At 69.6% G+C, this 21,525-nt stretch carries 21 protein-coding genes; 5 read left to right on the forward strand and 16 right to left on the reverse strand.

The window, feature by feature from the left end; genetic code table 11:
* Positions 1 to 9 precede the first annotated feature (9 nt).
* The gene (hydA, locus tag AC07PU_RS00690) at positions 10 to 1,443 is read right to left on the reverse strand and encodes a dihydropyrimidinase (RefSeq protein WP_495314375.1); all 1,434 of its coding nucleotides are present in this window, start codon (positions 1,441 to 1,443) and stop codon (positions 10 to 12) included.
* Between the two features lie 351 nt (positions 1,444 to 1,794).
* Here hydA and AC07PU_RS00695 point away from each other — a divergent pair, with 351 nt between their 5' ends.
* A complete protein-coding gene (locus AC07PU_RS00695; protein WP_495314377.1) occupies positions 1,795 to 2,502 on the forward strand; it encodes a GntR family transcriptional regulator in 708 nt (235 codons plus the stop codon).
* Positions 2,503 to 2,527: 25 nt separating this feature from the next.
* Here the strand turns inward: AC07PU_RS00695 and AC07PU_RS00700 are convergent, their stop codons facing one another.
* The 4 genes from AC07PU_RS00700 to AC07PU_RS00715 all read right to left on the reverse strand — a co-directional run bounded on the left by AC07PU_RS00700 (position 2,528) and on the right by AC07PU_RS00715 (position 6,506).
* On the reverse strand, positions 2,528 to 3,742 hold the full coding sequence (locus AC07PU_RS00700) for a GAF domain-containing sensor histidine kinase (protein ID WP_495314379.1): 1,215 nt from the start codon (positions 3,740 to 3,742) through the stop codon (positions 2,528 to 2,530).
* Between the two features lie 155 nt (positions 3,743 to 3,897).
* Positions 3,898 to 4,956 carry a serine hydrolase domain-containing protein gene (locus AC07PU_RS00705; RefSeq protein ID WP_495314381.1) on the reverse strand — a complete coding sequence of 353 codons (1,059 nt, stop codon included), beginning with the start codon at positions 4,954 to 4,956 and terminating at the stop codon, positions 3,898 to 3,900.
* Entirely contained in the window at positions 4,957 to 6,048 is a 1,092-nt protein-coding gene (locus tag AC07PU_RS00710) for an extracellular catalytic domain type 1 short-chain-length polyhydroxyalkanoate depolymerase (RefSeq protein ID WP_495314383.1), read from the reverse strand. It abuts the gene before it with no gap.
* A gap of 32 nt (positions 6,049 to 6,080) precedes the next feature.
* Positions 6,081 to 6,506, reverse strand: a complete 426-nt coding sequence (locus AC07PU_RS00715) for a CopG family transcriptional regulator (RefSeq protein ID WP_495314385.1) — start codon at positions 6,504 to 6,506, stop codon at positions 6,081 to 6,083.
* A 252-nt stretch (positions 6,507 to 6,758) separates the two neighbouring features.
* Here AC07PU_RS00715 and AC07PU_RS00720 point away from each other — a divergent pair, with 252 nt between their 5' ends.
* Entirely contained in the window at positions 6,759 to 7,319 is a 561-nt protein-coding gene (locus AC07PU_RS00720; RefSeq protein WP_495314387.1) for a hypothetical protein, read from the forward strand.
* 69 nt (positions 7,320 to 7,388) lie between these two features.
* On the opposite strand, the gene AC07PU_RS00725 is transcribed toward AC07PU_RS00720, so the two are convergent.
* The 10 genes from AC07PU_RS00725 to AC07PU_RS00770 form a co-directional block, all read right to left on the reverse strand.
* Positions 7,389 to 8,030, reverse strand: a complete 642-nt coding sequence (locus AC07PU_RS00725; protein ID WP_495314389.1) for a glutathione S-transferase family protein — start codon at positions 8,028 to 8,030, stop codon at positions 7,389 to 7,391.
* A 22-nt stretch (positions 8,031 to 8,052) separates the two neighbouring features.
* Positions 8,053 to 8,970, reverse strand: coding sequence for a helix-turn-helix transcriptional regulator (locus tag AC07PU_RS00730; RefSeq protein ID WP_495314391.1), 918 nt, complete (start codon positions 8,968 to 8,970; stop codon positions 8,053 to 8,055).
* Positions 8,971 to 9,059: 89 nt separating this feature from the next.
* A complete protein-coding gene (gene rraA, locus AC07PU_RS00735; protein ID WP_296786439.1) occupies positions 9,060 to 9,563 on the reverse strand; it encodes a ribonuclease E activity regulator RraA in 504 nt (167 codons plus the stop codon).
* Positions 9,560 to 10,399 carry an SDR family NAD(P)-dependent oxidoreductase gene (locus AC07PU_RS00740; protein WP_495314394.1) on the reverse strand — a complete coding sequence of 280 codons (840 nt, stop codon included), beginning with the start codon at positions 10,397 to 10,399 and terminating at the stop codon, positions 9,560 to 9,562. The genes rraA and AC07PU_RS00740 overlap by 4 nt, the downstream gene beginning before the upstream one ends.
* Positions 10,396 to 11,178, reverse strand: a complete 783-nt coding sequence (locus tag AC07PU_RS00745; protein WP_495314397.1) for an SDR family NAD(P)-dependent oxidoreductase — start codon at positions 11,176 to 11,178, stop codon at positions 10,396 to 10,398. The genes AC07PU_RS00740 and AC07PU_RS00745 overlap by 4 nt, the downstream gene beginning before the upstream one ends.
* Positions 11,175 to 12,809, reverse strand: a complete 1,635-nt coding sequence (locus AC07PU_RS00750; RefSeq protein ID WP_495314399.1) for an AMP-binding protein — start codon at positions 12,807 to 12,809, stop codon at positions 11,175 to 11,177. Before AC07PU_RS00750 ends, AC07PU_RS00745 begins: the two co-directional genes overlap by 4 nt.
* Before the next feature lie 3 nt (positions 12,810 to 12,812).
* Entirely contained in the window at positions 12,813 to 14,048 is a 1,236-nt protein-coding gene (locus AC07PU_RS00755) for a thiolase family protein (protein ID WP_495314401.1), read from the reverse strand.
* A 55-nt stretch (positions 14,049 to 14,103) separates the two neighbouring features.
* The gene (locus tag AC07PU_RS00760; protein WP_495314403.1) at positions 14,104 to 15,102 is read right to left on the reverse strand and encodes a tripartite tricarboxylate transporter substrate binding protein; all 999 of its coding nucleotides are present in this window, start codon (positions 15,100 to 15,102) and stop codon (positions 14,104 to 14,106) included.
* Positions 15,103 to 15,158: 56 nt separating this feature from the next.
* Positions 15,159 to 15,863, reverse strand: coding sequence for a TetR/AcrR family transcriptional regulator (locus AC07PU_RS00765; RefSeq protein WP_495314405.1), 705 nt, complete (start codon positions 15,861 to 15,863; stop codon positions 15,159 to 15,161).
* A gap of 327 nt (positions 15,864 to 16,190) precedes the next feature.
* Complete coding sequence (locus AC07PU_RS00770) at positions 16,191 to 17,150, reverse strand: hypothetical protein (protein ID WP_495314407.1); 960 nt, start codon at positions 17,148 to 17,150, stop codon at positions 16,191 to 16,193.
* Between the two features lie 144 nt (positions 17,151 to 17,294).
* On the opposite strand from AC07PU_RS00770, the gene AC07PU_RS00775 reads away from it, so the two are divergent.
* From AC07PU_RS00775 to AC07PU_RS00785, 3 genes are all read left to right on the forward strand, one after another.
* The gene (locus tag AC07PU_RS00775; protein WP_495314409.1) at positions 17,295 to 18,203 is read left to right on the forward strand and encodes a LysR family transcriptional regulator; all 909 of its coding nucleotides are present in this window, start codon (positions 17,295 to 17,297) and stop codon (positions 18,201 to 18,203) included.
* Positions 18,204 to 18,281: 78 nt separating this feature from the next.
* The gene (locus tag AC07PU_RS00780; RefSeq protein WP_495314410.1) at positions 18,282 to 19,640 is read left to right on the forward strand and encodes an MFS transporter; all 1,359 of its coding nucleotides are present in this window, start codon (positions 18,282 to 18,284) and stop codon (positions 19,638 to 19,640) included.
* On the forward strand, positions 19,637 to 20,725 hold the full coding sequence (locus AC07PU_RS00785; RefSeq protein ID WP_495314412.1) for a M14 family metallopeptidase: 1,089 nt from the start codon (positions 19,637 to 19,639) through the stop codon (positions 20,723 to 20,725). The genes AC07PU_RS00780 and AC07PU_RS00785 overlap by 4 nt, the downstream gene beginning before the upstream one ends.
* Before the next feature lie 24 nt (positions 20,726 to 20,749).
* Here AC07PU_RS00785 and AC07PU_RS00790 read toward each other — a convergent pair whose 3' ends face one another.
* Positions 20,750 to 21,457, reverse strand: a complete 708-nt coding sequence (locus tag AC07PU_RS00790) for a Crp/Fnr family transcriptional regulator (RefSeq protein ID WP_495314414.1) — start codon at positions 21,455 to 21,457, stop codon at positions 20,750 to 20,752.
* Between the last annotated feature and the right edge of the window lie 68 nt (positions 21,458 to 21,525).

Consider the following 21,525-nt stretch of genomic DNA (forward strand, 5'->3'; position numbering starts at 1 on the left):
GGCCGGGCTTCAGGCCGCGGCGAGATGAGCGGGCGGCAGGATCGACGGGCGACCGGCGGCGATGAAGCGGCCCTGGTTCCTCGGGCCGACGCAGGAGCTGCCGTCCCACAGCACCTCGCCGCGCAGCAGCGTGAAGGCCGGCCAGGCGCCGAGCCGCATGCCTTCGTAGGGGGTGTAGTCGACCGCGTGGTGCAGTGCGCTGTTGCGGATGGTCAGCTCGCGCTCGTCCCAGATCACCAGGTCCGCATCGGCGCCGATGCAGATGGCGCCCTTGCGCGGATGGATTCCGTAGGTCTTCGCGGGGCCGGTGGCGGTCAGTTCGACGAACTTCTCGAGGCTGATGCGGCCCTTGAGCACGCCCTCGGAATAGAGAAGGGGCATGCGCGTCTCGAGCCCGGGAATGCCGTTGGGGATGTGGCGGAAGGCCACCTCTTCGCCGTTCGGGTGCTTGCCGCCAGGGCCATCGAACTTGAAGGGCGCATGGTCGGACGAGAACACGCTGAAGAGGCCGTCTCGCAGGCCGTTCCAGATGACCTCCTGGTTGGCCTTGTCGCGCGGCGGCGGGCTGCAGACGCACTTCGCGCCGTGATAGCTGTCGTCGATGCCCAGGTCTTCCGCGGTCAGGAACAGGTACTGCGGGCAGGTCTCCGCGAAGATGTTCAATCCATGGGCGCGGCCCCAGCGGATCTGCTCGATGGCTTCCCGGCCCGAGACATGAACGATGAGGATCGGCACGTCCACGAGTTCGGCGAGCGCGATGGCGCGGTGCGTCGCTTCGCGCTCCACCAGCATGGGGCGCGAGTGCGCATGAAAGCGCGGCGCGCTGCGGCCCATGGCCTCGAGCCGCTGGGTGAGCCATTCGATGCAGTCCGAGTTCTCGGCGTGGAGCATCGCGATCGCGCCATGGCGCTTCGCGACATCGAGTACGTCGAGGATCTGCCCGTCGTCGAGCTTCAGGTCGTCGTAGGTCATGTAGGCCTTGAACGAGGTGTAGCCCTCGCGGATCAACGCGGGCAGCTCGGCATTCAGCACCTCGGGCGTCGGATCGCTGACGATGAGGTGGAACGCATAGTCGACATGGGCGATGCCGTCCGCGCGCCGGTGGTAGTCCTCGACGGCGGCGCGCAGGCTGCCGCCTTTTTGCTGCGCCGCGAACGGGATGACGGTCGTGGTGCCCCCGCAGACGGCGGAAATGGTGCCGGTGTCGAAGTCGTCGGCCATCCTGACCGGCGGCGGCGAGGGCTGGTCGAGGTGGCAATGGGCGTCGACGCCGCCAGGGGTGACGACGCGGCCCTTCGCGTCGATCTCGCGGCTGCCTCGCGGAAGGTCCAGCCCCAGCTGGACGATCCGGCCGTCCTTGATGCCGATGTCGGTGTCGAACACGTCCGAAGCCGTCGCCGCGCGGGCGTTGCGGATCACTAGATCAAAAGGGGATGCACTCACTTGGGTTCTTTCGCACCAAAAATGTTCAACAAAATGAGCTTTCTTTGACTTCAGTGGATTGGCTTTGAGTGTTTGCAAAACATATGCCACATTGTCTAAAAAATTGTTGACATAACTTTAGCCGGTCGATGGGCAGCGGGAAGGGAGGGCAAACCCTCGAAGGAAACGCGCAAGGCCGGTGACTCGCGGCGCCCATGCCGGCGGTGCGGCTATCCTCATCGGGCCCTTCCGCAGAGGAGGCAAGGGTCGTCCGGGCGTCGAGCGAGGCGCCCGCGGGGCGCGGCCTCGGTGTTAGACTTTCTACAATCTTCTAAAAAATTGTTGGCACCTGAAGAACCGATGCCTGGAAACATGTCTACGCCTTCCACCGCCATCCCCGCGCCGCGCCGCGAGCGCGACAGCAGCGAAGAGATCTACGAAAAGATCTACGTCGCGATCCAGGAGCACCGGCTGCTGCCGGGGACCAAGCTGGCCGAAGAGCGCCTGGCCGAAATCTTCAAGGTGAGCAGGCCCCGCATACGGGAGGTGCTGACCCGGTTTGCCTACGAGCAGATCGTCGAGCTCATCCCGAACAAGGGGGCGTTCGTCGCCCGGCCGACGATCGAGCAGGCGCGCGATGTGTTCGAGGCCCGCCGCGTCATCGAGCCGGCGATCATGCGGCGGCTGGCGCAACGGGCCACGCCCGAGGTGGTCGATGCCTTGCTCACGCATGTGGACCAGGAGATGGGCGCACGCACGCGTGGCGACAAGCGGGCCGTCATCCGCCTGTCGGGCGAGTTCCACAACCTGTGCGCCGACCTGGCCGGCAACACGACGCTCGCGCGCACGCAGCGCGAGCTGTCGACGCTGACCTGCCTGATCATCCTGGTGTACGACGCGCCCCCGGCGGAAAGCTGCCGGGCCGACGAGCATTCATTGATCGTGGAGGCGATCAAGTCGAAGGACGCGGAGCGCGCCGCGCAGCTGATGCTGCATCACCTCGACCACATCGAGAAGAGCGTGAACCTCCATCAGGAGCCTGAAGAGGTCAACCTCGAGGACATCTTCGGGGCCAACTAGTCCTGGCGCGCCGCCGCGCGGACGCCTAGGCGACGGCCGCGACCCCCGGCCGCACCGGAATGCGTGCCACGAAGCTCGTGCCGTGCTCCGCCGTCGAGGTCACCTGCAGCGTGCCGCCGTGCGACTTCACGATCAGCGAGCAGATGTGCAGCCCCAGGCCCAGCCCGCCATGGCCGCGGCTCTCGGCGGGCCGCCAGTAGGGCTGGAAGATCTTCTGCAGGTTGCCGGGCGGAATCGGCTCGCCCTGGTTCTTCACGCTCAGCACGAACCAGCCGTCGCGCGTCCAGGCCGCCACGTCGATGGGGCTGTCGGGCGCGCCGTGCGAGACGGCATTGCCCAGCAGGTTCGACAGCACCTGCTGCAGGCGGCCGCGGCTGCCGTGCACGATGTCCGTCACGTGGATATCGGCCGCGATGGTGCGCGCAGGATGCGCGGCGCGCATCTCGGCCACCACGTCGTCGAGCGCGAGGCCCAGGTCGGGAATCTGCTCGCGTGGGACATCGAGGCCGCTGCCCATGCGCCCGCGCGCGAAGTCCATCACGTCCTCGATCAGCGAGGCCATCCGCTTCGTGGTGGCGCGGATGCGCAGCCCCGCGCGCGTGCTGTCGGGGTCGGCCGCGCGCCGGGCCAGCAGCTCGCCGATGGCGCTCAGCGAGGCCAGCGGATTGCGCAGGTCATGGCCGAGCACGGCGATGAACTGGTCGCGCAGCTCGGCGGTGGCCTCGGCATCGAACAGGGCGACCTCGGTGGCGCTCTGCCGGTCCTCGAGTTCCAGCGTGTGGCCGATCAGGTCGGCGAAGCCCTGGAACATCGCGATGGTGCGGGCGTTGTCGACGCCGTGCGGCGTCGGATCGATCGCGCAGAGATTGCCGAAGTAGCTGCCGTCGCCCTTGACGATCGGCACCGAGATGTAGCTCTCGATGCCGTAGATGCGGGGCGTGTGGTGCGTGCGAAAGACCGGGTGCGTGCTCGCGTGGTCGAACGCGATGGGCTGGCGCGCCGCGCGCGACTCGACGCACAGCGTGGTGTGGACTTCGAGCTGGCCGCCGGGCTTGAGGCCGAAATTGATCCGGTCGAGCACGGCGCAGGCGGTCCAGCTGTCGCCGTCGACGCGCGCGACGGCGGCAAAGCCCATGCCGGTCTGTTCGCAGATCAGCCGCAGCATGGAGGGCACGGCGCTGATCCGGCCGATGGCTTCGACGTCGCGCCGGATGTGGTCGGCCAGTTCCAGGGATTCCATTCGGGGTCGTCCTGACTCGGGGGATCGGAGTCATCCGATCGGTCTTTCGATGATCGACGGGGTCCGCATGTCGGGCGGACGGCCCAGTCGGCGGACATTGTCGAGCAACGGTCGGGATGCTCCTATGGCAAAAGACATGGCGGCGGGGCGCCCGGTCAACCGGCCAGCGCCACGGCCTGGGCCACGAGCGCCATGATCGCCGTCGTCTGCGCCTGCAGCTCCCGGGGCCCGGGATCGGTGGCCGCGGTCGCGATGGCCAGCCGCAGCGCCGGTGCCGCGAAGGCGAACTGGCCGCCATAGCCCCAGGCCCACGCGACCGGGGTGCCGTGAAGTTGCCCGGTGAACCACAGGTAGCCATACGCCGTCGGCCCGATGGGCGGGATCGACCAGGCGCCCGGCGTCTGCGCACGCGTGCTGTCCTCGATCCAGCGCGACGGCACGACGGCTTGGTCGTTCCATCGCCCGCTGTCCGCGACCAGCCATGCCACCTTGGCGAGGTCGGCGGTGCGAAGGGACAGGCCCCGGTGCGCGAATGCGCGCCCGGTCTTGTCGCGTTGCCACGCGGAGTGCGCGATCCCCAGCGCGTCGAACAGATCGCGCTGGGCCAGCGCGGCCAGGCCCAGGCCCTGAACGCGCTCGAGGATCGGGCTCAGCAGCGCGATGGCGGCATCGTTGTAGGACCAATGGCCCGGTGGCTGGGCATCGGCCTCGAGGCCCATCGCGTAGATCGCCGGGTCGGCGGAGATCGAGAGCGCGCGGGCTTGAAGCCGGTAGTCGTAGGCGAGGCCGGTCGTTCCCGAAAGAATCTGCCGCAGCGTCAGGCCGTTGGCCGCGGCGTCGGGAAAGCGGGCGGCCAAGTCCGGCAGCAGCTCGGCCACGGTCTGGGACAGGTCGCTGTTCAGCTTGCCCTGCGCCACGGCCTGGCCGACCAGCAGCGAGACGATGCTCTTGGTCGCCGAGTGGATGGGCAGCAGATCGTCGGACCGGGTGCCCGCGTAGTGGCGCTCGCCGACGAGATGGCCGTTCCGGACCACGACAAGGGCGCGAAGCGCGGGCACCAGGCTTCCCGTTTCGAACAGGCGGTCGAGCGCGCCGGCTGCGAAGCCTTGCGTCTCGGGTCCTGCTTTCATCCAGGCCGCCGCTGCCGCCGCCGGTATGCCGATGCCGGACGCCAGCGCCGATGCACCCAGCACGAAGGCGCGTCGCGAGCCCATTCAAGGCGCCTGTTGCGGCTCGCTGGCGAGCGTCGACCGATGGGCGAGGAAGAAGCGCAGCATCTCGCGGCTGGCATCGATGCCATCGGGTTGCGTATAGCTGCCCGCGGCGCTGCCGCCCGACCACGCATGGCCCGCGCCATGGAGCAGCCAGTGCTCGGCATCGCCACGGCCCGGCGATGCGGGATGCACGGTGCGGGTGTAGCGCCGGCCCGCCGCGGAGCGGCCTTCGCTGACCGTGCCGGGCAGCGCGCCCGCGACGATCGCGCGGCCGTTGCCCGGATGCACCGTCGGGTCCGCGTCGCCGTGGAAGACGATGGTCGGCTGCGATCCCTTCGCCGCAACGGCGCGCGCCTCGGGTGCCCCGGTGCGCATGACATTCAACGCGCCCATCATGTCGTGCGCCGCGCCGTGCGGCAGCCCCGAATGCACGCCGACCGCGGCGTAGAGATCGGGATAGCAATGGCCCAGCACGTCGGCCATGGCACCGCCGGCCGACAGGCCCGCCACGTAGACGCGCGAACGGTCCGCCTGCTGCTGCACGACGATGTGTTCGGTCAGCGCGGCGAGCAGGGCGGGCTCTCCGCGTCCGCGTTGCTGGTGCTGGGTCTTGAACCAGTTCCAGCACTTCTGGCCATGGGCACGCTTCGCCTGCTCGGGGTAGAGCACGATGCAGCCGTTCTCGCGCGCATGCTCGTTCATGCGCGTGCCCGCCGCGAAATCCGCCGCGCCTTGGGTGCAGCCGTGGAGCATCAGCACCAGGGGCCGAGCGGCCGCCCGCTGCGCCGAGGCCGATGCGGGCACGAAGAGCATGTAGTCGACGCTGCGGCCCTGGTGCGTGAAGCTGCCCGGGGTCCAGGCGTCGGCCGCTTCGGACCCGCGCGGCTCGGGCGTTGGGTGCACCTCGACCACGCGCACCTGCGCTTCGATCACGTCGTCTTCCACCACCGCTCGAGACGTCGTGGGAGGCGCCTCGGCGGGCGACGTGTCGCCCCGCAAGGCGCGCTGAATCAGCTGCGTGGCATCCACGAGGCGGCCAGTGCGCGTGAGTTGGGCAGCATCGCGCATCAGGCCCGAGAGAAGTGTGTTCATGGATGAGAGTCCGTTGGATGCCGACCGGCAGGTCAGCGAATGCGGTCCGCCAGCGCGGTCTTGACGGCGGGCGACGCGTGGAGGGCACCGAGCACGGTGAGCGAAGCGATGGTGGCCTTGGCGAGCGCGGGGCTCACCTCGGGGGCGATGACGGCCAGGCCGAGCACGCGGATCTGCAGCGTCTCGCCGGCCGCGCGAACGGCCTCGAGGTCGGCCGTGGAAAAGCGCTGCAGGCCCAGCACCAGCATGTTGCGCGACACCGCCTGGCGCAGCGCGTCGGCATGCGTCGCGAGGTGCGTGCGTATCGCCGTTCGGATGAAGTCCGTGCGGTTCGAATAGAAGCCCTCGGCCACCAGCAGATCGACCTGCCCGAGGTCGACGAAGCCCATGTTGATGGTGATCTTCTCGGATTCGGGGGCGCGGGTGACGACGGGGGCAGGGCGGGTTTTGGTCGGCATGGGCCATCCTAGCACCATCTGTATGGATGGTTATAGGATGGAATATGCTGTTACGCACTCCACTGCCGATGGCAAGGCCTTCGTTGCGAGGCCGGGAAACGCAGCTCTGGACGTACGCCTTCCGCCATACCCTGTCCGGGAGAAGACGAGACGCGTAGACCGCTACAAGATTCCTTTCTCGCGGCGATGGCGCAGGGCTGTTGCGCTCGCGACCGTCTTGCCTCCCCTCGAAATCACAGCAGGAGCTCCATCGTGAACTTGGCCACTCAGTTCGAGACCCTCGGAAGAAAGCAGCTCGCGATCCAGGACGGCATCCAGTTGCTGACGCAGGTACGCAGCGACCTCGCGCGCACGCGATCGGCGGCCGATGCGTGGGGGACGATCGCCGTGTTATCCAACGTCACGCTGATTCCACTGAATGTCGTTCTCAATGCCTTCGAGCTGAAGAGCGCGAACACGATGTACCAGGTGCTCGTGCAGCAGCTGTACGGAAAGCTCGCCAGGAGCGGCACCCGCCTCGATGGCGCCTGGAAGCCCGTGCTGTCCCTGCTCAAGCAGGCGATCATCGAGGAACTGGAGCGCAAGGCCCTCACGGCGTTCATTCCCGGCGTCAACATCCTCGTCGGGCTGTCGGAGGATTCGTTGGCCGCATGGCAAGCCATCCGGCTGGTCGAGTCGGGAAACCGCGAGATCGCCGGGCACCTCGTCAAGCTCGACAGAACGATCGAGGAAGCGAAGCGCCAGTTGGTGGAATTCGGCATCCGACGAGCGGAGATCCTCGGCCTGATGCAGAGTCAGGCGCGCACCGCTTGAGGGACCAGGGCCGGTGACGAGATCGATGGCCGCCCGGCGCTCCGAAGCCGCGCGGGCGGACCAGGCGCGTCAGGACAACAGCGGCACGAGATCGGGATCGCCCTTCGCCATGGCACGCCGGTAGGCCGGCCGCTCGCCGATGCGCTGCAGGTAGGCGCGGATGCCCGGATACGGCGCGAGGTCGACCGGCATGAACAGGCGCATCGTCGTGAGCGAGAACACGTTCATGATGTCCGCGGCGCTGAAGTCCTCGCCCGCGAGCCAGGGCACATCGACGAGCCGGGCTTCCATCAGCGTCATCAGGCGCGCGAAGCGATCGCGCGTGGCCGCGAGCACCGGATGGTCCGACCCCGCGGTGGCCCGGCCCACGGTCATGAGCCGCAGCAGCGTGGGCTGCAGATTGCCGTTGGCGAAGTGGAACCAGTAGAGAAAGGCCGCGTAGTCGGGATGCTCGGGGCCTGGCTTCAGGCGCCCCGCGCCATGCCGGCCGATCAGGTACTCCACGATCGCGGCGGATTCGGCCAGCAGCAGGTCGCCGTCCTCGAGCACGGGCGCGGCACCCAGCGGATGCAAGGCGAGCAGTTCGGGCGGCGAGAGACGCGTCACGGGGTCGCGCGTGTAGTGCTGCAGTTGATAGGGCAGGCCGAGTTCTTCGCACAGCCAGAGGATGCGTTCCGACTGCGAGTGGCCCAGGTGGTGGATCTTGATCATGGATGCCTTGGAGTGAGCGCTGTCATGGGTTGCGTTCGTGGCCGCGCACCGCGGTGGGCGCGAAGCCGAAGCGATGGCGGAAGCGCACCGCGAAACGCGAGGGAGATTCATAGCCGACCGTGAGCGCCACTTGGGCGACGGGCTGGGTCGTGGCCTGCAGCAGGCTCAGCGCGGTCGCCATGCGCGCGTCGGTCAGCAACTGCGTGAGCGAGGTGCCCTCCGCGGCGAGGCGCCGACGCAAGGTGGCCTGCGACTGCGCGAGCTCGCGCGCCACGCGATCGGCCGGCCATGCATCGGCCAAGTGCCCGGCGATCAATGCGCGCACGCGTGTCGACGCGTCGGCACGCACGGGTGGGTTGCGCAGCGCGATGCCGTGTTCCAGCAGCCAATGCATGACTTCGAGCAGGCGAAGCCGGACGATGGCGTCGGGCAATCGCTCCGAGAGCGGCAGCGCCAGCGTCGCGGCGTCGAAGGCGCGCGCCAGTGCTTCGCAGGGATGGGCGAGCACGCGGGCCTGTGCCGAGGCGGCGCCCGCGCGCTCCATCGCGTCGGCGCGGCCGCGATAGTGCGCGTCCTCGAGCAGGGCGGCGTCGAAGACCAGCCAGCGCGCTTCGTACTGCGCGCCCTCGGGAATGTCGTTGTGGAAGTCGACGGTCTGGTGCCCCGCGAGCACGAGCGCCTGGCCCGGGAGCGCACGCACCGTGCGGCCTTGCGCCGTGCGCACGGTCTTGATGCCCCGCACCACGAAGACCAGCGCGGCCTGTTCGACGTGCATGCGCAAGGCCGCGAGGCCGCGCCCCTGGATCACATGCGCCGCGACGCCGATGCCCGCGCGCGCATGCAGCTGCCGGGCCAATGGCGCGCCATCGGCGGAGGGCGGAAGGTCGGGTGCAGCGGACCGGGAAGGGCGGCGGTCCGCGGCGCGAAGGCGTGCTTGCATGGCCGCAGTCTAGGGCGGCATGCGCGCGGCATCGATGCCGCGCCGATCGACTTCGGTGCCGATTCGATCGGAAGCTGCGCGGCCCGGCCTCAGCCCGGATAGACGAACGGGGCCGGCCTGTATTCGGTGTCCCGAACCAGGATGCCGTCGGCATCGGCGTACACCCAATCGCCGGGCTCGAAGGTCACGCCCCCGAAGCGCACGGCGATGTCGCGCGCGAAAGGCGCGGCGACGGTCGCGCTGCGCGGCGTCGTGCACAGGGCCTTCACGCCGAGCTCACAGGTGGCCATCTCCCGCGCATCGCGGATCGCTCCGAAAACGATCGCGCCCGCCCATCCGTTGCGCACGGCGATCGAGGCCATGGTGCCGCCGAACAACGCGATGCCGCGCGAGCCGTGGCCGTCGATGACCAGCACCTTCCCATGGCCTGGTTCGAGGCAGATCGGGATGCCCGCGCGGTGATCGTCGCGGACCCGCAGCGTGACCGCCTGGCCCCAGAACGTGCGTCGCTGCCCGAAGTCGAGCAAGCCGGCGTCGCACCACCTGCTGGCGTCGGGATCGTCGTCGGAGATGTCGGCGGTGGCGAAGGTCATGCGGGGGCTCCGGTGCCTGCCGTGCTCGCGAAAACCGGCGCGGTCACCTGGTTGTGCAGGCCGCCGTCCACGAAGATGTCGGTGCCCGTGATGTAGCGCGCCGCGTCGCTGGCCAGGAAGGCGGCCGCGTCGGCGGCGTCCCAGGGCGACCCCATGGCGCCCGTCGGGCAGGTGGCGTTGCGCGTGGCCAGCAGATGTTCGAGGCCTTGCGGATGGGCCACGGCCAGTTGCTGGCGCACCAGCGCCGTGTCCATCAGGCCCAGCAGGATGTTGTTGCAGCGGATGCCGCGCCCCGCGTACTGCATCGCGACGCTCGCGCCCAGGGCGTTCAGCGCGGCCTTGCTCGCGTGATAGGCGCACAGCGCGGCCGAACCCGCGCGCGCGGCCGCGATCGACGACACCTGCACCACGGCGCCGCGCCCGGCCTTGTCCATCAGCGGCAGCACATGCTTCAGCGCGAGAAACGCCGAGCGCGTGTTCAGCGCGAAGGAGCGGTCCCAGTCTTCCACCGCCAGTTCCGCCGGCCCGCCATGCATGACGACGCCGACGTTGTTGACCAGGATGTCGACGTTGCCGTTGATCGCCTGCGCGATCCGCACCGCGTCGCGGATCGAGGACTCGACGCACACGTCCGCCTCGATCGCCTCGCAGCGTCCGCCGTTCTCCTGCGCCAGGCGCTGGGTTCGCCGCGCGGCCTCGAGGTCCTTGTCGGCCGCGAACACGAGCGCCCCGTGCTGCGCCATGCGGATCGCGATCGCCGCGCCGTTGCCCGGGCCCGCCGCGGACGCGCCCGCGCCGAAGACCAGCGCGGTCCTGGATTGAAGGGGGAAGTTCATCGTGGATTCATCCTCAGGGCGCCGTCGATGCGCACGCACTCGCCATTCATGTAGCCGTTGGTCAGCAGGAACTCGACCAGCCGGGCGTATTCGTCGGGATCGCCGACGCGGCTCGGAAACGGCACCGACGATTCCAGTGCCCGCCGAACATGTTCGGGCCCGGCGCGCAGCATCGGGGTGTCGAAGACACCGGGCTTGATCGTGTTGACGCGGATGCCCTCGCTGGCGAAGTCGCGCGCGATCGGCAGCGTCATGCCCGCCACGCCGGCCTTCGATGCCGCATACGCCGCCTGCCCCATCTGGCCCTCGTCGGCGCTGATCGACGCGGTGTTGACGATCGCGCCGCGCTCGCCGTCCGGCAGGCGGTCGAGCGCCAGCATGCCGGCGCTCGACCGGGCGATGCAGCGGAAGGTGCCGAGCAGGTTGATCGCGATCACGCGTTCGTAGTCGGCCATCGGATGGTGGCGGATCGCATCCGTCGCGCGGTCCCGCGCCGCGGTCTTGTGGGCATGCACGATCCCCGCGCAATTGACGAGGATGCGTTCCTGGCCATGCGCCTGGCGGGCGCGTGCGAAGGCGTCGTCCACGCTGGCCTCGGAGGCCACGTCGGCGTGGCAGAACACGCCGCCGATGCGGTGGGCCAGCGCTGTGCCGGCCTCGGCGTCGAGATCGAACAGCGCGACCTTCACGCCGCGCGCGGCGAGCCGGATCGCGGTGGCCGCTCCGAGTCCCCTGGCGCCGCCGGTGACGACGGCCGAGAGCTGGTCGTCGAGCTTCATGCCGCGGCTCCCGTTCCGGCACGGCGGGTGCCTTCCTCGGCGTGCACGTCCAGCGATTCGCGGGCCAGGGCTTCGATCAGCAGGCGCTCCAGCGGCTTCTCGGAAGCGGTCTTGGGAATCTCCGGGACCACCTGGACGAAGCTCGGCACGAAGTTGGGCTCCAGCGCCGCGCGGCAGCAGCGGAAAAGCGCCTGCACATCGAGCGTCGAGGCATCGAGCGGCACCACCGCCGCCACCACGTCCTTCTCTCCGGGCGCCCCCGAGGCGGCCGGCACGCCGTACACGAACACGTCGCGGACCAGGCCCGATTCGGCGATCGACTTCTCGACATAGGCGGTGTTGATGAAGTCGCCATTGCGGCGCAGGCCGCCGCCCTGGCGGTATTCGAAGAACAGCCAGCCGTCGCCGTCTTCGCGCACGACGTCGCCCATGCGCAGCCAGCCGCCCGCGCACTTGCGCGCGGAGGCCTCGGGATTGCCGACGTACTCGACGCGAAACGGCGAACCGTCGGCCGGCCGCAGCCACAGCTCGCCGGCAACGCCGCGCGGCAGCTCGGCGCCCGTGTCGTCCACGATGCGGTAGCTGAAGTGCGGCGCGACCCGCCCGATGCTGCCGATGGGGCCCGCGTCCAGCGGCTTGATCGCGAGGCCGCCCTCGGCCGAGCCGTAGAACTCCAGCACCTTGACGCCGAAGCGTTGTTCGAACTGCGCCCAGATCGCGGCCGGCATGCCCGCCGACACGACGAAGCGCACCGGGTTCTGCGCATCGTCCGCGCGCGGCGGTTCGGCATACAGGGTGGTCGTCATGCCGCCCAGCAACGTGAAGGTCGTGCACCGGTACTTGCGCGTGAGGGCCCACAGCCGCGAGCGCGTGAAGCGGCGCGAGAACACCACGGGCAGCCCGCCGAGCAGCGCCGGCGCGAGCGTGACCTGCAGCGCGTTGGCATGGGTCAGCGAGAGGCCGGAATACAGCCGGTCGTCGGGCCGGTAGCCGAAGCCCTTCAAGGCCGCGGCGGCGGTGTCGCAGAAGCGGCGATGCGTCATGACGATGCCCTTGGGATCGCCGGTGGTGCCCGAGGTGTGGAGGATCAGCATCGCCTCCTCGCCGTTGTCCGCCGGCACCGGCAGGTCGTCGCCGTCCACGAGCCGCAGCGCGGCGTAGTCCTCCACGCGCGGGGCCCACATCGCGCGCCCGGGGCCTTCGTCGGTGGCGAGCGCGGCGATCCATTCGATGCCCGCGTCGTCCTCGAGCAGTTCCTCGGCGCCGGGCAGCGCGTAGTCGGCGGCGACCAGGCCGGTCGCCCTCGAGTTCGCGATCATGAAGCGCAGCTTCTCGCCCCGGGTGCGAGGGTCGATCGGCACCAGCACCACGCGCAGCAGCGCGGCCGCGATCATCAGCTCGACGAACTCGGCATGGTTCGCCATCAGGACCGCGATCACGCTGCCGGGCCCGGCGCCGCGCCGGCGCAGGCCGCGTGCCAGCGCCTGCGCGTTGCGCCACAGCTGGCCGTAGCTGCGCGCGACGTCGGGCACCGCATGGCCTCCTTCGAACAGCAGGGACTCGCGCGCCGGCTCGGCGTGCGCGAAGGAATGGACGATCGAGGCGAGATTGACGTGAGAGCGCTCGGCCATGGCTCAGTCCTTCTGCAGCACGCTGACGACGATGGCCGCGGCGTCTTCCCCGATCCAGCCGCCGCCGTTCTCGGCGAGCGCGGTGCGGGCACCGTGGACCTGGCGTGCCGCGCAGCGGCCGCGCAATTGATCGCTGAGTTCGACCAGCTGCGCGCAGCCCGAGGCACCGATCGGATGGCCCTTGCGCAGCAGCCCGCCCGACGGGTTGACGGGCGCCCGGCCGCCGAGCCGGGTGGCGCCGCTGTCGAGCAGCGCCACCGCCTCGCCCGGCGCGGCGAGCCCCAGGTGCTCGTAGTAGATCAATTCGGCCGGGGCGCCGGCGTCGTGCAGCTCGACCACGTCGAGCTCGGCCGGCCCGAGGCCCGCGGCCTCGTAGGCCTGCGCGGCGACGGTCGGCGCCAGCCGCGCCGGATCGCCGGCCTCGTAGTCCCAGCCCGAAGCCAGCACCGACGACAGCACGCGCACCCGGTCGCGCAGGCCCAGCCGCGCCGCCGCCTGCGCGGACACCAGCACCAGGGCCGCGGCGCCATCGCCGATCGGCGCGCACATCGGGCGCGTCATCGGGTCGACGATCAAGGGCGCGGCCAGCACCTGCTCGATGCTCAACACCTCCTGGAACTGCGCCTTCGGGTTCAGGCTGCCGTGGAACGAATTCTTTGCCGCCACCGCGGCGAAGTCGCGCTGCGTCACGCCATGCGTCGCCATGAAGTCGCGCGCCATGCCGGCGTACAGGTCCATGAAGAGCGAGCGCGACCTGCCCGCCTCGGAGAGGTCCGCCTCGGCGCCGGAGCGCGCGAGGTTGCGTGCCAGCCCCGCGAGCACGTCGTCGATCGCCTCGAGGTCGACGGCGCCGTGGAACACCGAGAAGGTGCGGGCCTTGTCCTCGCTGTAGAGCTTCTCGAAGCCGGCCACGAGCACGATGTCGTAGGCCTGCAGCGCGATCATCTGCACCGCCTGCTGGAAGGCGGTGGCCGAGGTGGCGCAGGCATTCTCGACATTGACGACCGGGATGCGCCCGATGCCCAGGCCGCGCAGCACGACCTGGCCGGGGATCAGCACCTGGCCGGTCATCACGCCGGCGGCCGCATTGCCCATGTAGGCCGCCTGCAGCTGCGAGGCTTCGATGCCGGCATCGGCCAGCGCTTCGCCGATGGCTTCGGCGGCGAGCGACTTGAGTCCACGGTCGAGGAATTTGCCGAAACGGGTCATGCCCGTTCCCGCGATGAAGACGGGTTGCATTGGAAGAAGCGTCGGGTTCGGAAAGAAACGCGGAGACGGTCGGCTGGGCGCTCGTCTATTCGGGCGTGAAGTTGATCGAGCGCAGCACCTCGCCGACCTTGTCGTAGTCGGTGCGCAGCGTCCTGGTCAGTTCCTCCGAGGTGCGCGGCTGGCCGACGGCGAGGCCGATCTCCTGCAGGCGCTCGCGCACGGCGGGCTGCTCGAGGATCTTCAGGGTGGCCTGGCGCAGCCGTGCCTGCGCCGCGGCCGGCACGTCGGGCGTGGTCCAGACGCCGATCCAGACGACGGTCTCGAGGTCCGGGAAGCCGAGTTCGCGGAAGGTGGGCACGTCGGGCAGCATCGGCGAGCGCTGCGGCAGGCTGACCGCGAAGGCCTTCAGCTTGCCCGCCTTGATCAGGGGCAGCGCGGTCGACATGCCGTCGATCATCAGCGGCACATGCCCGCCCATGACGTCCGTGAGCCCCGGCATCGATCCCTTGTAGCCGACGTGCGTCATGTCGAGGCCCGCGGCCTGGTTGAGCTTCAGGCCGGTCACGTGCGCGATCGTGCCCGCGCTGTAGGAGGCGTAGCTGACCTTGCCCGGGTTGGCCTTGATGTACGCGATCAGTTCGCCCATCGTCTTCGCCGGCACCGAGGGATGGCCGACCATCACCAGGCCGAAGCGCGCGAACTCGGCGATCGGCTTGATCTCCTTGGCCATGTCGATGCGCAGCTTGACGATGTGCGGGACCTCGGAGACCAGGCCGCTGATTCCCACCAGCGCGGTGGCGCCGTCGTGCGGCACCTGCATCAGGTCGTTGACCGCGAGCGCGCCGCCCGCGCCCGGCTTCGGGTCGACGACGACCGCCTGGCCCAGTTCCTTCTGCAGGCCGTCGCCGAGCATGCGCGCGACGATGTCGGAGGCGCCGCCGGCGGGGCCCGCGACGATGAGGCGCAAGGGCTTGGCCGATGCGGACTGTGCCTGCGCGCCGGGAGCGGCGAGGGCGGCGAGCGTTGCCGCGGCGGCGGTGCAGAGGAGGCGGCGCAGCGAGTCCGTGCGCGTTCGGTCGGTCATGTTGTCTCCGGTCTTGGGGGCTGTTGCGAAATTGGGCGGCGGGACGCTTCGAGGCGTCACTTCGCCGTTCTCTTGCGGGGCGCGGTCGGCTTTTTTGCCGCCGCCGCTTCGGGCTCGCGCGCCTTGTGGGGCGTGATGCCGTTCCACAGGATCGACATCAGCGGGGCGGCCTGCGCCGCGAGCGAGTAGCTGCGGCGGCGGTACTCCCACATCAGGAAGGCCCGGTTGAAGATGGCGTTGAAGGTGTCGAGGATGAGCCGGCTGTCCACGTCGCAGCGCAGTTCGCCTTGCTGCTGCGCATCGGTGATGGCGTGGAGCAGGCGCCGCATCATCTCGTGCTGCGCGTAGCTCGGATCGCGCATCCATCGCTCGAGCGGAACGGTCATGAAGATGATGCGCCCGACGTTGGGATTCCTCTCGTAGAACTCGAGGTGCAGCGTGAGCACCGCGAGCAGCTTGGACTTCAGGTCGCCCGCGTCGTCGAAGGGCTTGAGCGCCGCCGGATAGAGGCCGCCGAGCCAGTGCTGGATGAACCAGAACAGCAACGCTTCCTTGTCGCCGAAGTAGCGATAGATGGTGCGAAAGCTCATGCCGGCTTCGCGCGCGATGGTGCGCATGTCGGCGCGATGGAAGTCGCCGGCGGCGTAGGTTTCCATCACGACGGGCGAGAGCCGGTCGCGCAGGTTCGCGGGAATGCTCTGCGTTCCGGAAGGGGTCGGGAGGGGCTCGGGCGCTGCTGGCGGTGCTTTGCTCTTGGGCATGGACGATGTCGCGGGTGGTGAAGTCGGCCGCGAAGGTAACATCGTTACCCATTGGCTCGTTCAAGGGAAAACCCGGGGCCTTCGCGCGGGCCGGACCTCCCATGAAGAAGGCCCGCGAAGGTCGTCACCTTGGCGGGCCGGGGCGCGGCGCACGCGCGAATGCGCGCACGCGGCATCGAATCGAGACGGCGTCGCCCTTGCGCGGAGCGACGCGAAGATGCCTAGTGGAAGAACAGCGCGATCAGGATGATCACCGGGATCGGCACGCCGAGAAACAGAAGCAGAAGCGAGCGCATGGGAGGTCTCCTCGAAGTGGTAGAAGTGGGTTCAGAGATCGCGGCGACGGCCGCCGTAGGTGGCGGCGAGACTCGCGAAGAAGGCGCCGACGAGCAGCGAGACCACGAGCCACATCGCGGCATAGGCCGAGGCCTTGCGGGCCGTGTCGGCCGCTTCCTTGGCCTTGGCCTGCACGTCGCGCAACGCGGCCTGCGCCTTGGCATAGACCTCGTTCACGCGCTTCTCGGCGTCCTGCTGGCTCATGCCGGTGCGTTGCGCGACCACCTGGCCGACGTACTTGCTGTCCTCGGGCGGCAGCGCGCCGGTGCGGATGCTGTTGAGGAAGATGCGCGTCACCTCGGCGTTCGCGCCGGCCGCGTCGCGCACGGGCGGCGGCGACACCGCGAGGGTGCCGGCATCACCGGCGGGCGGCGGCGTGGCGGCGGCGTCCTGGCGGAACAGCGAATCGACGAAGTAGCTCATCGAGCCCGCGCCGTTGTCCGAGCCGGACTGCGATGCCGCGGAACCTGCGCCCGCCGCGCCAGCCACCGTGGCGGCACTCGCCGCACCGCCGGCCACCGTGGCACCGGCCTGCGCGCCCGCGCCGAGCACCGAGCCCACGGCGGAGCTCAACAGCGCGGCCGTGAGCAGCGTCGCGACGGCCCAGGCGAGAAAGCCATGGGCCGTGTCGCGAAAGTAGACCTCGTCGGTATGGATGCCGGCCCACTTGGTGCGCAGCCGGCCCGCCAGATAGCCGCCCAGTCCCGAGGCGGCGAGTTGCGTGAAGCTGAGCCAGAGGATGGTCGCGATGCCGATCGCGCCCGCGCTCGCGCCGCGGCTGGCCCAGGGGCTCACCGCGGACATCCCGAGGCCGGTGCCGAGCAGCAGCAGGACCAGCGACAGCGAGGCCGCGCCCGCGGCGCCCGCGAAGATCGCGCCCCAGGAAACGCCGCTTTCGCCGCGTGGCCCTTCGATGACGTCGACCGGTGAATTGATGCCGTACTGGGCCATGGCTGCTCCTTGTTGTAGAGCATCGACTCTGGACTTCGCGCGACCCGTTGCAGTCGGTTCCCGGCGCGCGAGCGGGTAGGCAACGATCCCGTCGCGACCGCCGTACGTACACTGCAAAACCCCGATCCATCGAGCCCGACCGCCATGAAACTGAGTCAACTCCGCTCGTTCCTCAGCGTCGCCGAGCATGGGAGCATCCGGGCCGCGGCGCGTGCGCTGGGCATGTCGCAGCCGGCCGTGACCCAGGCGATGCGCGAGCTCGAGCTGTCGGTCGATGCACCTCTGTTGCAGCGCGGCACGGCCGGTGTCGAGCTCACGGTGTATGGCCGCTCGCTGGTGCGCCGGGCCAGCGTGATCCAGCGCGAGATGGAGCGTGCGGTGGCCGAGATCGAGGAGATCCGCGACGGCAGCTCGGGCCTGATCTCGATCGCGATCTCCACGGCCGTCGCCTTCGAGATCCTGCCGAAGGCCTTCGCGGCGTTCCGCGCGCGCTTCCCCCATGTCGAGGTCCGCTTCAACGAAGCCTCGATCCCGCACACGCTGCCGCGCATCCTCGACGGAACGGTGGACTTCATGGTCGCGCACATGCTGCCCGGCTCGCTGGCCGACTGGGAGGTCAAGCGCCTGTACCGCACCGCCATGGTGGCGGTGGCGCGCGAGGGCCATCCGATCCTGGGCGCGGCGAACACGGACCGCTTCGCCGAGTGGGAGTGGCTGCTGCCCTACGACGACGAGAGCGCGCCCGCGCTGGTGCGCCAGCTGTTCGCGCACAAGCGCATCGCGCCACCGACGCAGGTGGTGCGCTGCACCTCGACGGCGATCGGCCTGAAGCTCGTGGGCGAGAGCGACCTGGTCGGCGTGTTCGTCGACACGATGACCCGCGAGGAGTTTCCGCACTACGGCCTGGTGAAGGTCCCGCTGTGCGACCCGCTCGCGGCGCTCGACGTCAGCGTGATCTCGCGGCCCGGCTCGGTGCTGAGCCCGGCGGCGCAGAACTTCCTCGATTGCCTGCGCAGCGAAGCCGCGATGAAAGGCAATGCCTATCACCCCTGAAGAGTGCTTGTCTTCCGGCCGCGGATCGCTGCTCCTAGCATCCGCCATCGCAACAAAAGGCAAGGCCAGGAGACAACGATGGGTACCCAGACAAGTGGCGTCGCGCCACCGCTATCGAAGCGCAAGGCGGTGACGGCGATCACGGTCGGCAACGCGCTGGAGTTCTACGACTTCACCGTCTACGGCTTCATGACGAGCATCATCGGGCGGATCTTCTTCCCCTCCCTGAGTCCCTACGCGCAGCTGCTGCTGGCGGTGGCCAGCTTCGGCGTCGGCTTCCTCGCGCGGCCGCTCGGTGGCGTGGTGATCGGCGCCTATGCCGACCGCCATGGCCGCAAGAAGGCGATGGGGCTGACCATCGGCCTCATGGCGCTGGGCTGCGCCATGATCGCTGCGGCACCCACGCCCGCGCAGATCGGCCTGGCGGCGCCGGCGATCATCGTGCTGGCGCGGCTGATCCAGGGCTTCTCGGCAGGCGGCGAGGTCGGTGCGTCGACGGCCATGCTGGTCGAGTACGCGGGCCGCAACGAGCGTGCCTTCATGGCCAGCTGGCAGGTCGCGAGCCAGGGCATGGGCGTGATGTTCGGCGCGCTCATCTCGAGCACCGTGATCTCGGTGCTGGCCCCGGCCGATCTCGAGAGCTGGGGCTGGCGGCTGCCCTTCGTGCTCGGCATCCTGATCGCGCCGGTGGGCATGTACATCCGCACGCGCCTGCACGAGACGCATGTCGACGCGTCGACGCCAGCGGCTTCGGGCGAAACGGGCGGCAAGATCGGCCTGCTGCTGCGCCACCACTGGAAGCAACTGATCCAGGCCTGCCTGCTGTTCCTCTCGTGCACGGTCGGCATCTACGTGGTCGCGTTCTACATGCCCACCTACGCGGCCCGGGAGCTCGGGCTGCCGGTGCAGGTCGGCATCTGGGCCGGCGTGGTGTTCGGCATCGTGAACCTGCTCATCGCGCCGCTGTCGGGCCTGCTGGCCGACTGGTTGCGGCGCAAGCCCGTGATCTTCTGGTCGCGCGTGGTGTTGCTGCTGCTGGTGTTCCCGTGTTTCCACTGGCTGCTCGCAGCGCCCTCGCCGGGGCGCCTGTACGTGGTCGTCGGGCTGCTCAGCGTGTGCCTGACCTCGCAGTTCCCGGCGCTGCTGGTGATGCTCACCGAGATCTTCCCGAAGCATGTGCGTGCCAGTGGCCTGTCGACCGTCTACAGCGTGGTGGTCGCGGTCTTCAGCGGCTTCTCGCCCTTCGTGCTGACCTGGCTGGTGCACGAGACCGCCGACAAGCTGGCTCCCGCCTGGTACTTGGTGGCCGTGACCGTGGTCTCGACCCTCGTCATGCCCTGGCTCGTGGACCGCACCGGCGAGGACCTCGATGCGGAGAGCCCGAAGGAAGCGCCGCCACGCGTTCGCTGCGCGATGCCGGTGGGGAGCTTCAAGTGAAACCCACGAGTCATTTCGCGGCCAGCTATGCCGCGGCACGCGAGCGCTTTCTCGCGAGCGCGGGCGCGGCGGGACTCGCCGTGACCTCGCATGCGATCGACGGCGTGCGCGGCGCGCAGGGCGAGGAGCTCGCGATGGACGTCGTGCGATTCGGCGATCCGCAGGCCGACAGGCTGCTGGTGCTGACCTCCGCGATCCACGGCGTCGAGGGCTTCTGCGGCTCGGGCTGCCAGTCGGCGATGCTCGTGGACGAGCCGCTGCTGGCCATGGCCGAGCGCATGGGCGTCGGCCTTCTGTTCGTGCATGCGGTCAATCCCTTCGGCTTCTCGCACCTGCGCCGCGTCAACGAAGACAACGTGGACGTGAACCGGAACTTCGTGCGCTTCGAGGAGACGCGTTCGCCGAACCGCGGCTACGCCGAACTGGAGCCCCTGCTGCTTCCGCCTACATGGCCTCCGGGCCTCGAAGAGGCCGCGCTGCTCGATGCCTGGATCGGCGCGCGCGGCGTCGAGGCCTATGGGCAGTCCGTGTTCCAGGGGCAGTACGACTCGCCCACGGGGATGTTCTACGGCGGCAGCCGCGCGACCTGGAGCAACAGGACGATCCGGCGGGTTCTCCGGCAGGAGGGCGCCGCGGCGAAGCAGGTGGGCTGGATCGACCTCCACACCGGGCTCGGCCCGCGGGGCCACTGCGAGAAGGTGTTCATCGGCAGGCGCGGCGAGATCGATCGGGCCCGGACCTGGTGGGGCGCGGATGTCATCTCGACCGAGCGCGACGATTCGGTGATGTACGAGATCAGCGGCCCGATGGTGACGATCCTCGCGGAGGAATGCCCCAATGCACTGGGCACCACGATCGCGCTCGAGTTCGGCACCGTGCCGCTGCTGCGGATGATCGATGCGCTGCGCGCCGACCACTTCTGCTGGCGGGCCGAGCCGCCGGTCGCGCCGCGGCTCAAGGCCGAGGCCGGGCAGGAACTGAAGGCCTGCTTCTATGTCGACGATGCCGACTGGCAGGGCATGGTCTTCGGCCAGGCGCGCACGGCGGTCGTGCAGGCCTTGTGCGGGCTCGGCGCTTCGGCGTGACCGGGTACGTGGCGCGGCGGATGGCTAGGCGGCACGCCCGCTTTTCCTGCGGCCGCCGGCCTTCGCGCCATGGCTCGCCAAGCCGGCGAAGTCCACGATCCTGATCCTCGGTCCGTCGAGCTGCACCAGCCCGTCGGCCCGCAGCGCGCGCAGCGCCATGTTGGTCCGCTGGCGCGACAGTCCACACAGGTTGGCGAGCTGGTGCTGCGGCAGGGCCAGCGCGTCGCCATCGTCGCCCTGGGCCAGCAGCGACAGGCAGCGCGCGACGCGCATGTCGGGCGCCAGCATGCGCGAGGCTTCGAGCAAGGCCGTGACCGTGCCCATGCGCTGGTTGAGGTTGTTGAGCAGGAAGTTGTTGAACGGCACGCTCTGCGCGAGCAGCAGTTCGAAGGTGGGTGCGGGCAGCAGGCAGACGCGGCTCGCGCGCACCGCGATCACGTCGTAACGCCGCTGTTCGCGCTTGAGCATCGAGCCTTCGCCGCCCCACTCGCCCTCGCGCAGGAAATGCAGCGTGGTCTCGCTGCCATCGGCGGCGGTCACGGACATCTGCAGGAAGCCGCTGTCCACGCCGATCCAGTGCGCGGCGGCCTCGCCCACCCTAGCCACGCATTCGCCGATCGCGGCCTCTTTTTCGACCAGCGTGGCGCGCACCAGCGCCTGCTGCGCCGGTTCCAGCGTGGCGAACCAGGCGGTGCGGTCGAGCAGGGAGGTGGGCGGTGTGGCGGGCTTCATGGATGTCGTTGCAACGACAGCGCGATGCGCGTGTCTTCACGATAGTAAGCACTTCAACAGGAGACGCC

It is taken from the genome of Variovorax sp. GW821-FHT10D07, from assembly GCF_059415325.1.

Bases quoted from the DNA above. Each gene is read 5' to 3' on its own strand.
- rraA (WP_296786439.1), bottom strand. From the start codon at position 9,563: ATGACCTTCGCCACCGCCGACATCTCCGACGACGATCCCGACGCCAGC.
- AC07PU_RS00730 (WP_495314391.1), bottom strand. From the start codon at position 8,970: ATGCAAGCACGCCTTCGCGCCGCGGACCGCCGCCCTTCCCGGTCCGCT.
- AC07PU_RS00780 (WP_495314410.1), top strand. From the start codon at position 18,282: ATGGGTACCCAGACAAGTGGCGTCGCGCCACCGCTATCGAAGCGCAAG.
- AC07PU_RS00775 (WP_495314409.1), top strand. From the start codon at position 17,295: ATGAAACTGAGTCAACTCCGCTCGTTCCTCAGCGTCGCCGAGCATGGG.
- AC07PU_RS00790 (WP_495314414.1), bottom strand. From the start codon at position 21,457: ATGAAGCCCGCCACACCGCCCACCTCCCTGCTCGACCGCACCGCCTGG.
- AC07PU_RS00745 (WP_495314397.1), bottom strand. From the start codon at position 11,178: ATGAAGCTCGACGACCAGCTCTCGGCCGTCGTCACCGGCGGCGCCAGG.
- AC07PU_RS00725 (WP_495314389.1), bottom strand. From the start codon at position 8,030: ATGATCAAGATCCACCACCTGGGCCACTCGCAGTCGGAACGCATCCTC.
- AC07PU_RS00765 (WP_495314405.1), bottom strand. From the start codon at position 15,863: ATGCCCAAGAGCAAAGCACCGCCAGCAGCGCCCGAGCCCCTCCCGACC.
- AC07PU_RS00710 (WP_495314383.1), bottom strand. From the start codon at position 6,048: ATGAACACACTTCTCTCGGGCCTGATGCGCGATGCTGCCCAACTCACG.
- AC07PU_RS00700 (WP_495314379.1), bottom strand. From the start codon at position 3,742: ATGGAATCCCTGGAACTGGCCGACCACATCCGGCGCGACGTCGAAGCC.
- AC07PU_RS00750 (WP_495314399.1), bottom strand. From the start codon at position 12,809: ATGGCCGAGCGCTCTCACGTCAATCTCGCCTCGATCGTCCATTCCTTC.
- AC07PU_RS00740 (WP_495314394.1), bottom strand. From the start codon at position 10,399: ATGAACTTCCCCCTTCAATCCAGGACCGCGCTGGTCTTCGGCGCGGGC.
- AC07PU_RS00760 (WP_495314403.1), bottom strand. From the start codon at position 15,102: ATGACCGACCGAACGCGCACGGACTCGCTGCGCCGCCTCCTCTGCACC.
- AC07PU_RS00715 (WP_495314385.1), bottom strand. From the start codon at position 6,506: ATGCCGACCAAAACCCGCCCTGCCCCCGTCGTCACCCGCGCCCCCGAA.
- AC07PU_RS00705 (WP_495314381.1), bottom strand. From the start codon at position 4,956: ATGGGCTCGCGACGCGCCTTCGTGCTGGGTGCATCGGCGCTGGCGTCC.
- AC07PU_RS00755 (WP_495314401.1), bottom strand. From the start codon at position 14,048: ATGCAACCCGTCTTCATCGCGGGAACGGGCATGACCCGTTTCGGCAAA.
- AC07PU_RS00695 (WP_495314377.1), top strand. From the start codon at position 1,795: ATGTCTACGCCTTCCACCGCCATCCCCGCGCCGCGCCGCGAGCGCGAC.
- AC07PU_RS00770 (WP_495314407.1), bottom strand. From the start codon at position 17,150: ATGGCCCAGTACGGCATCAATTCACCGGTCGACGTCATCGAAGGGCCA.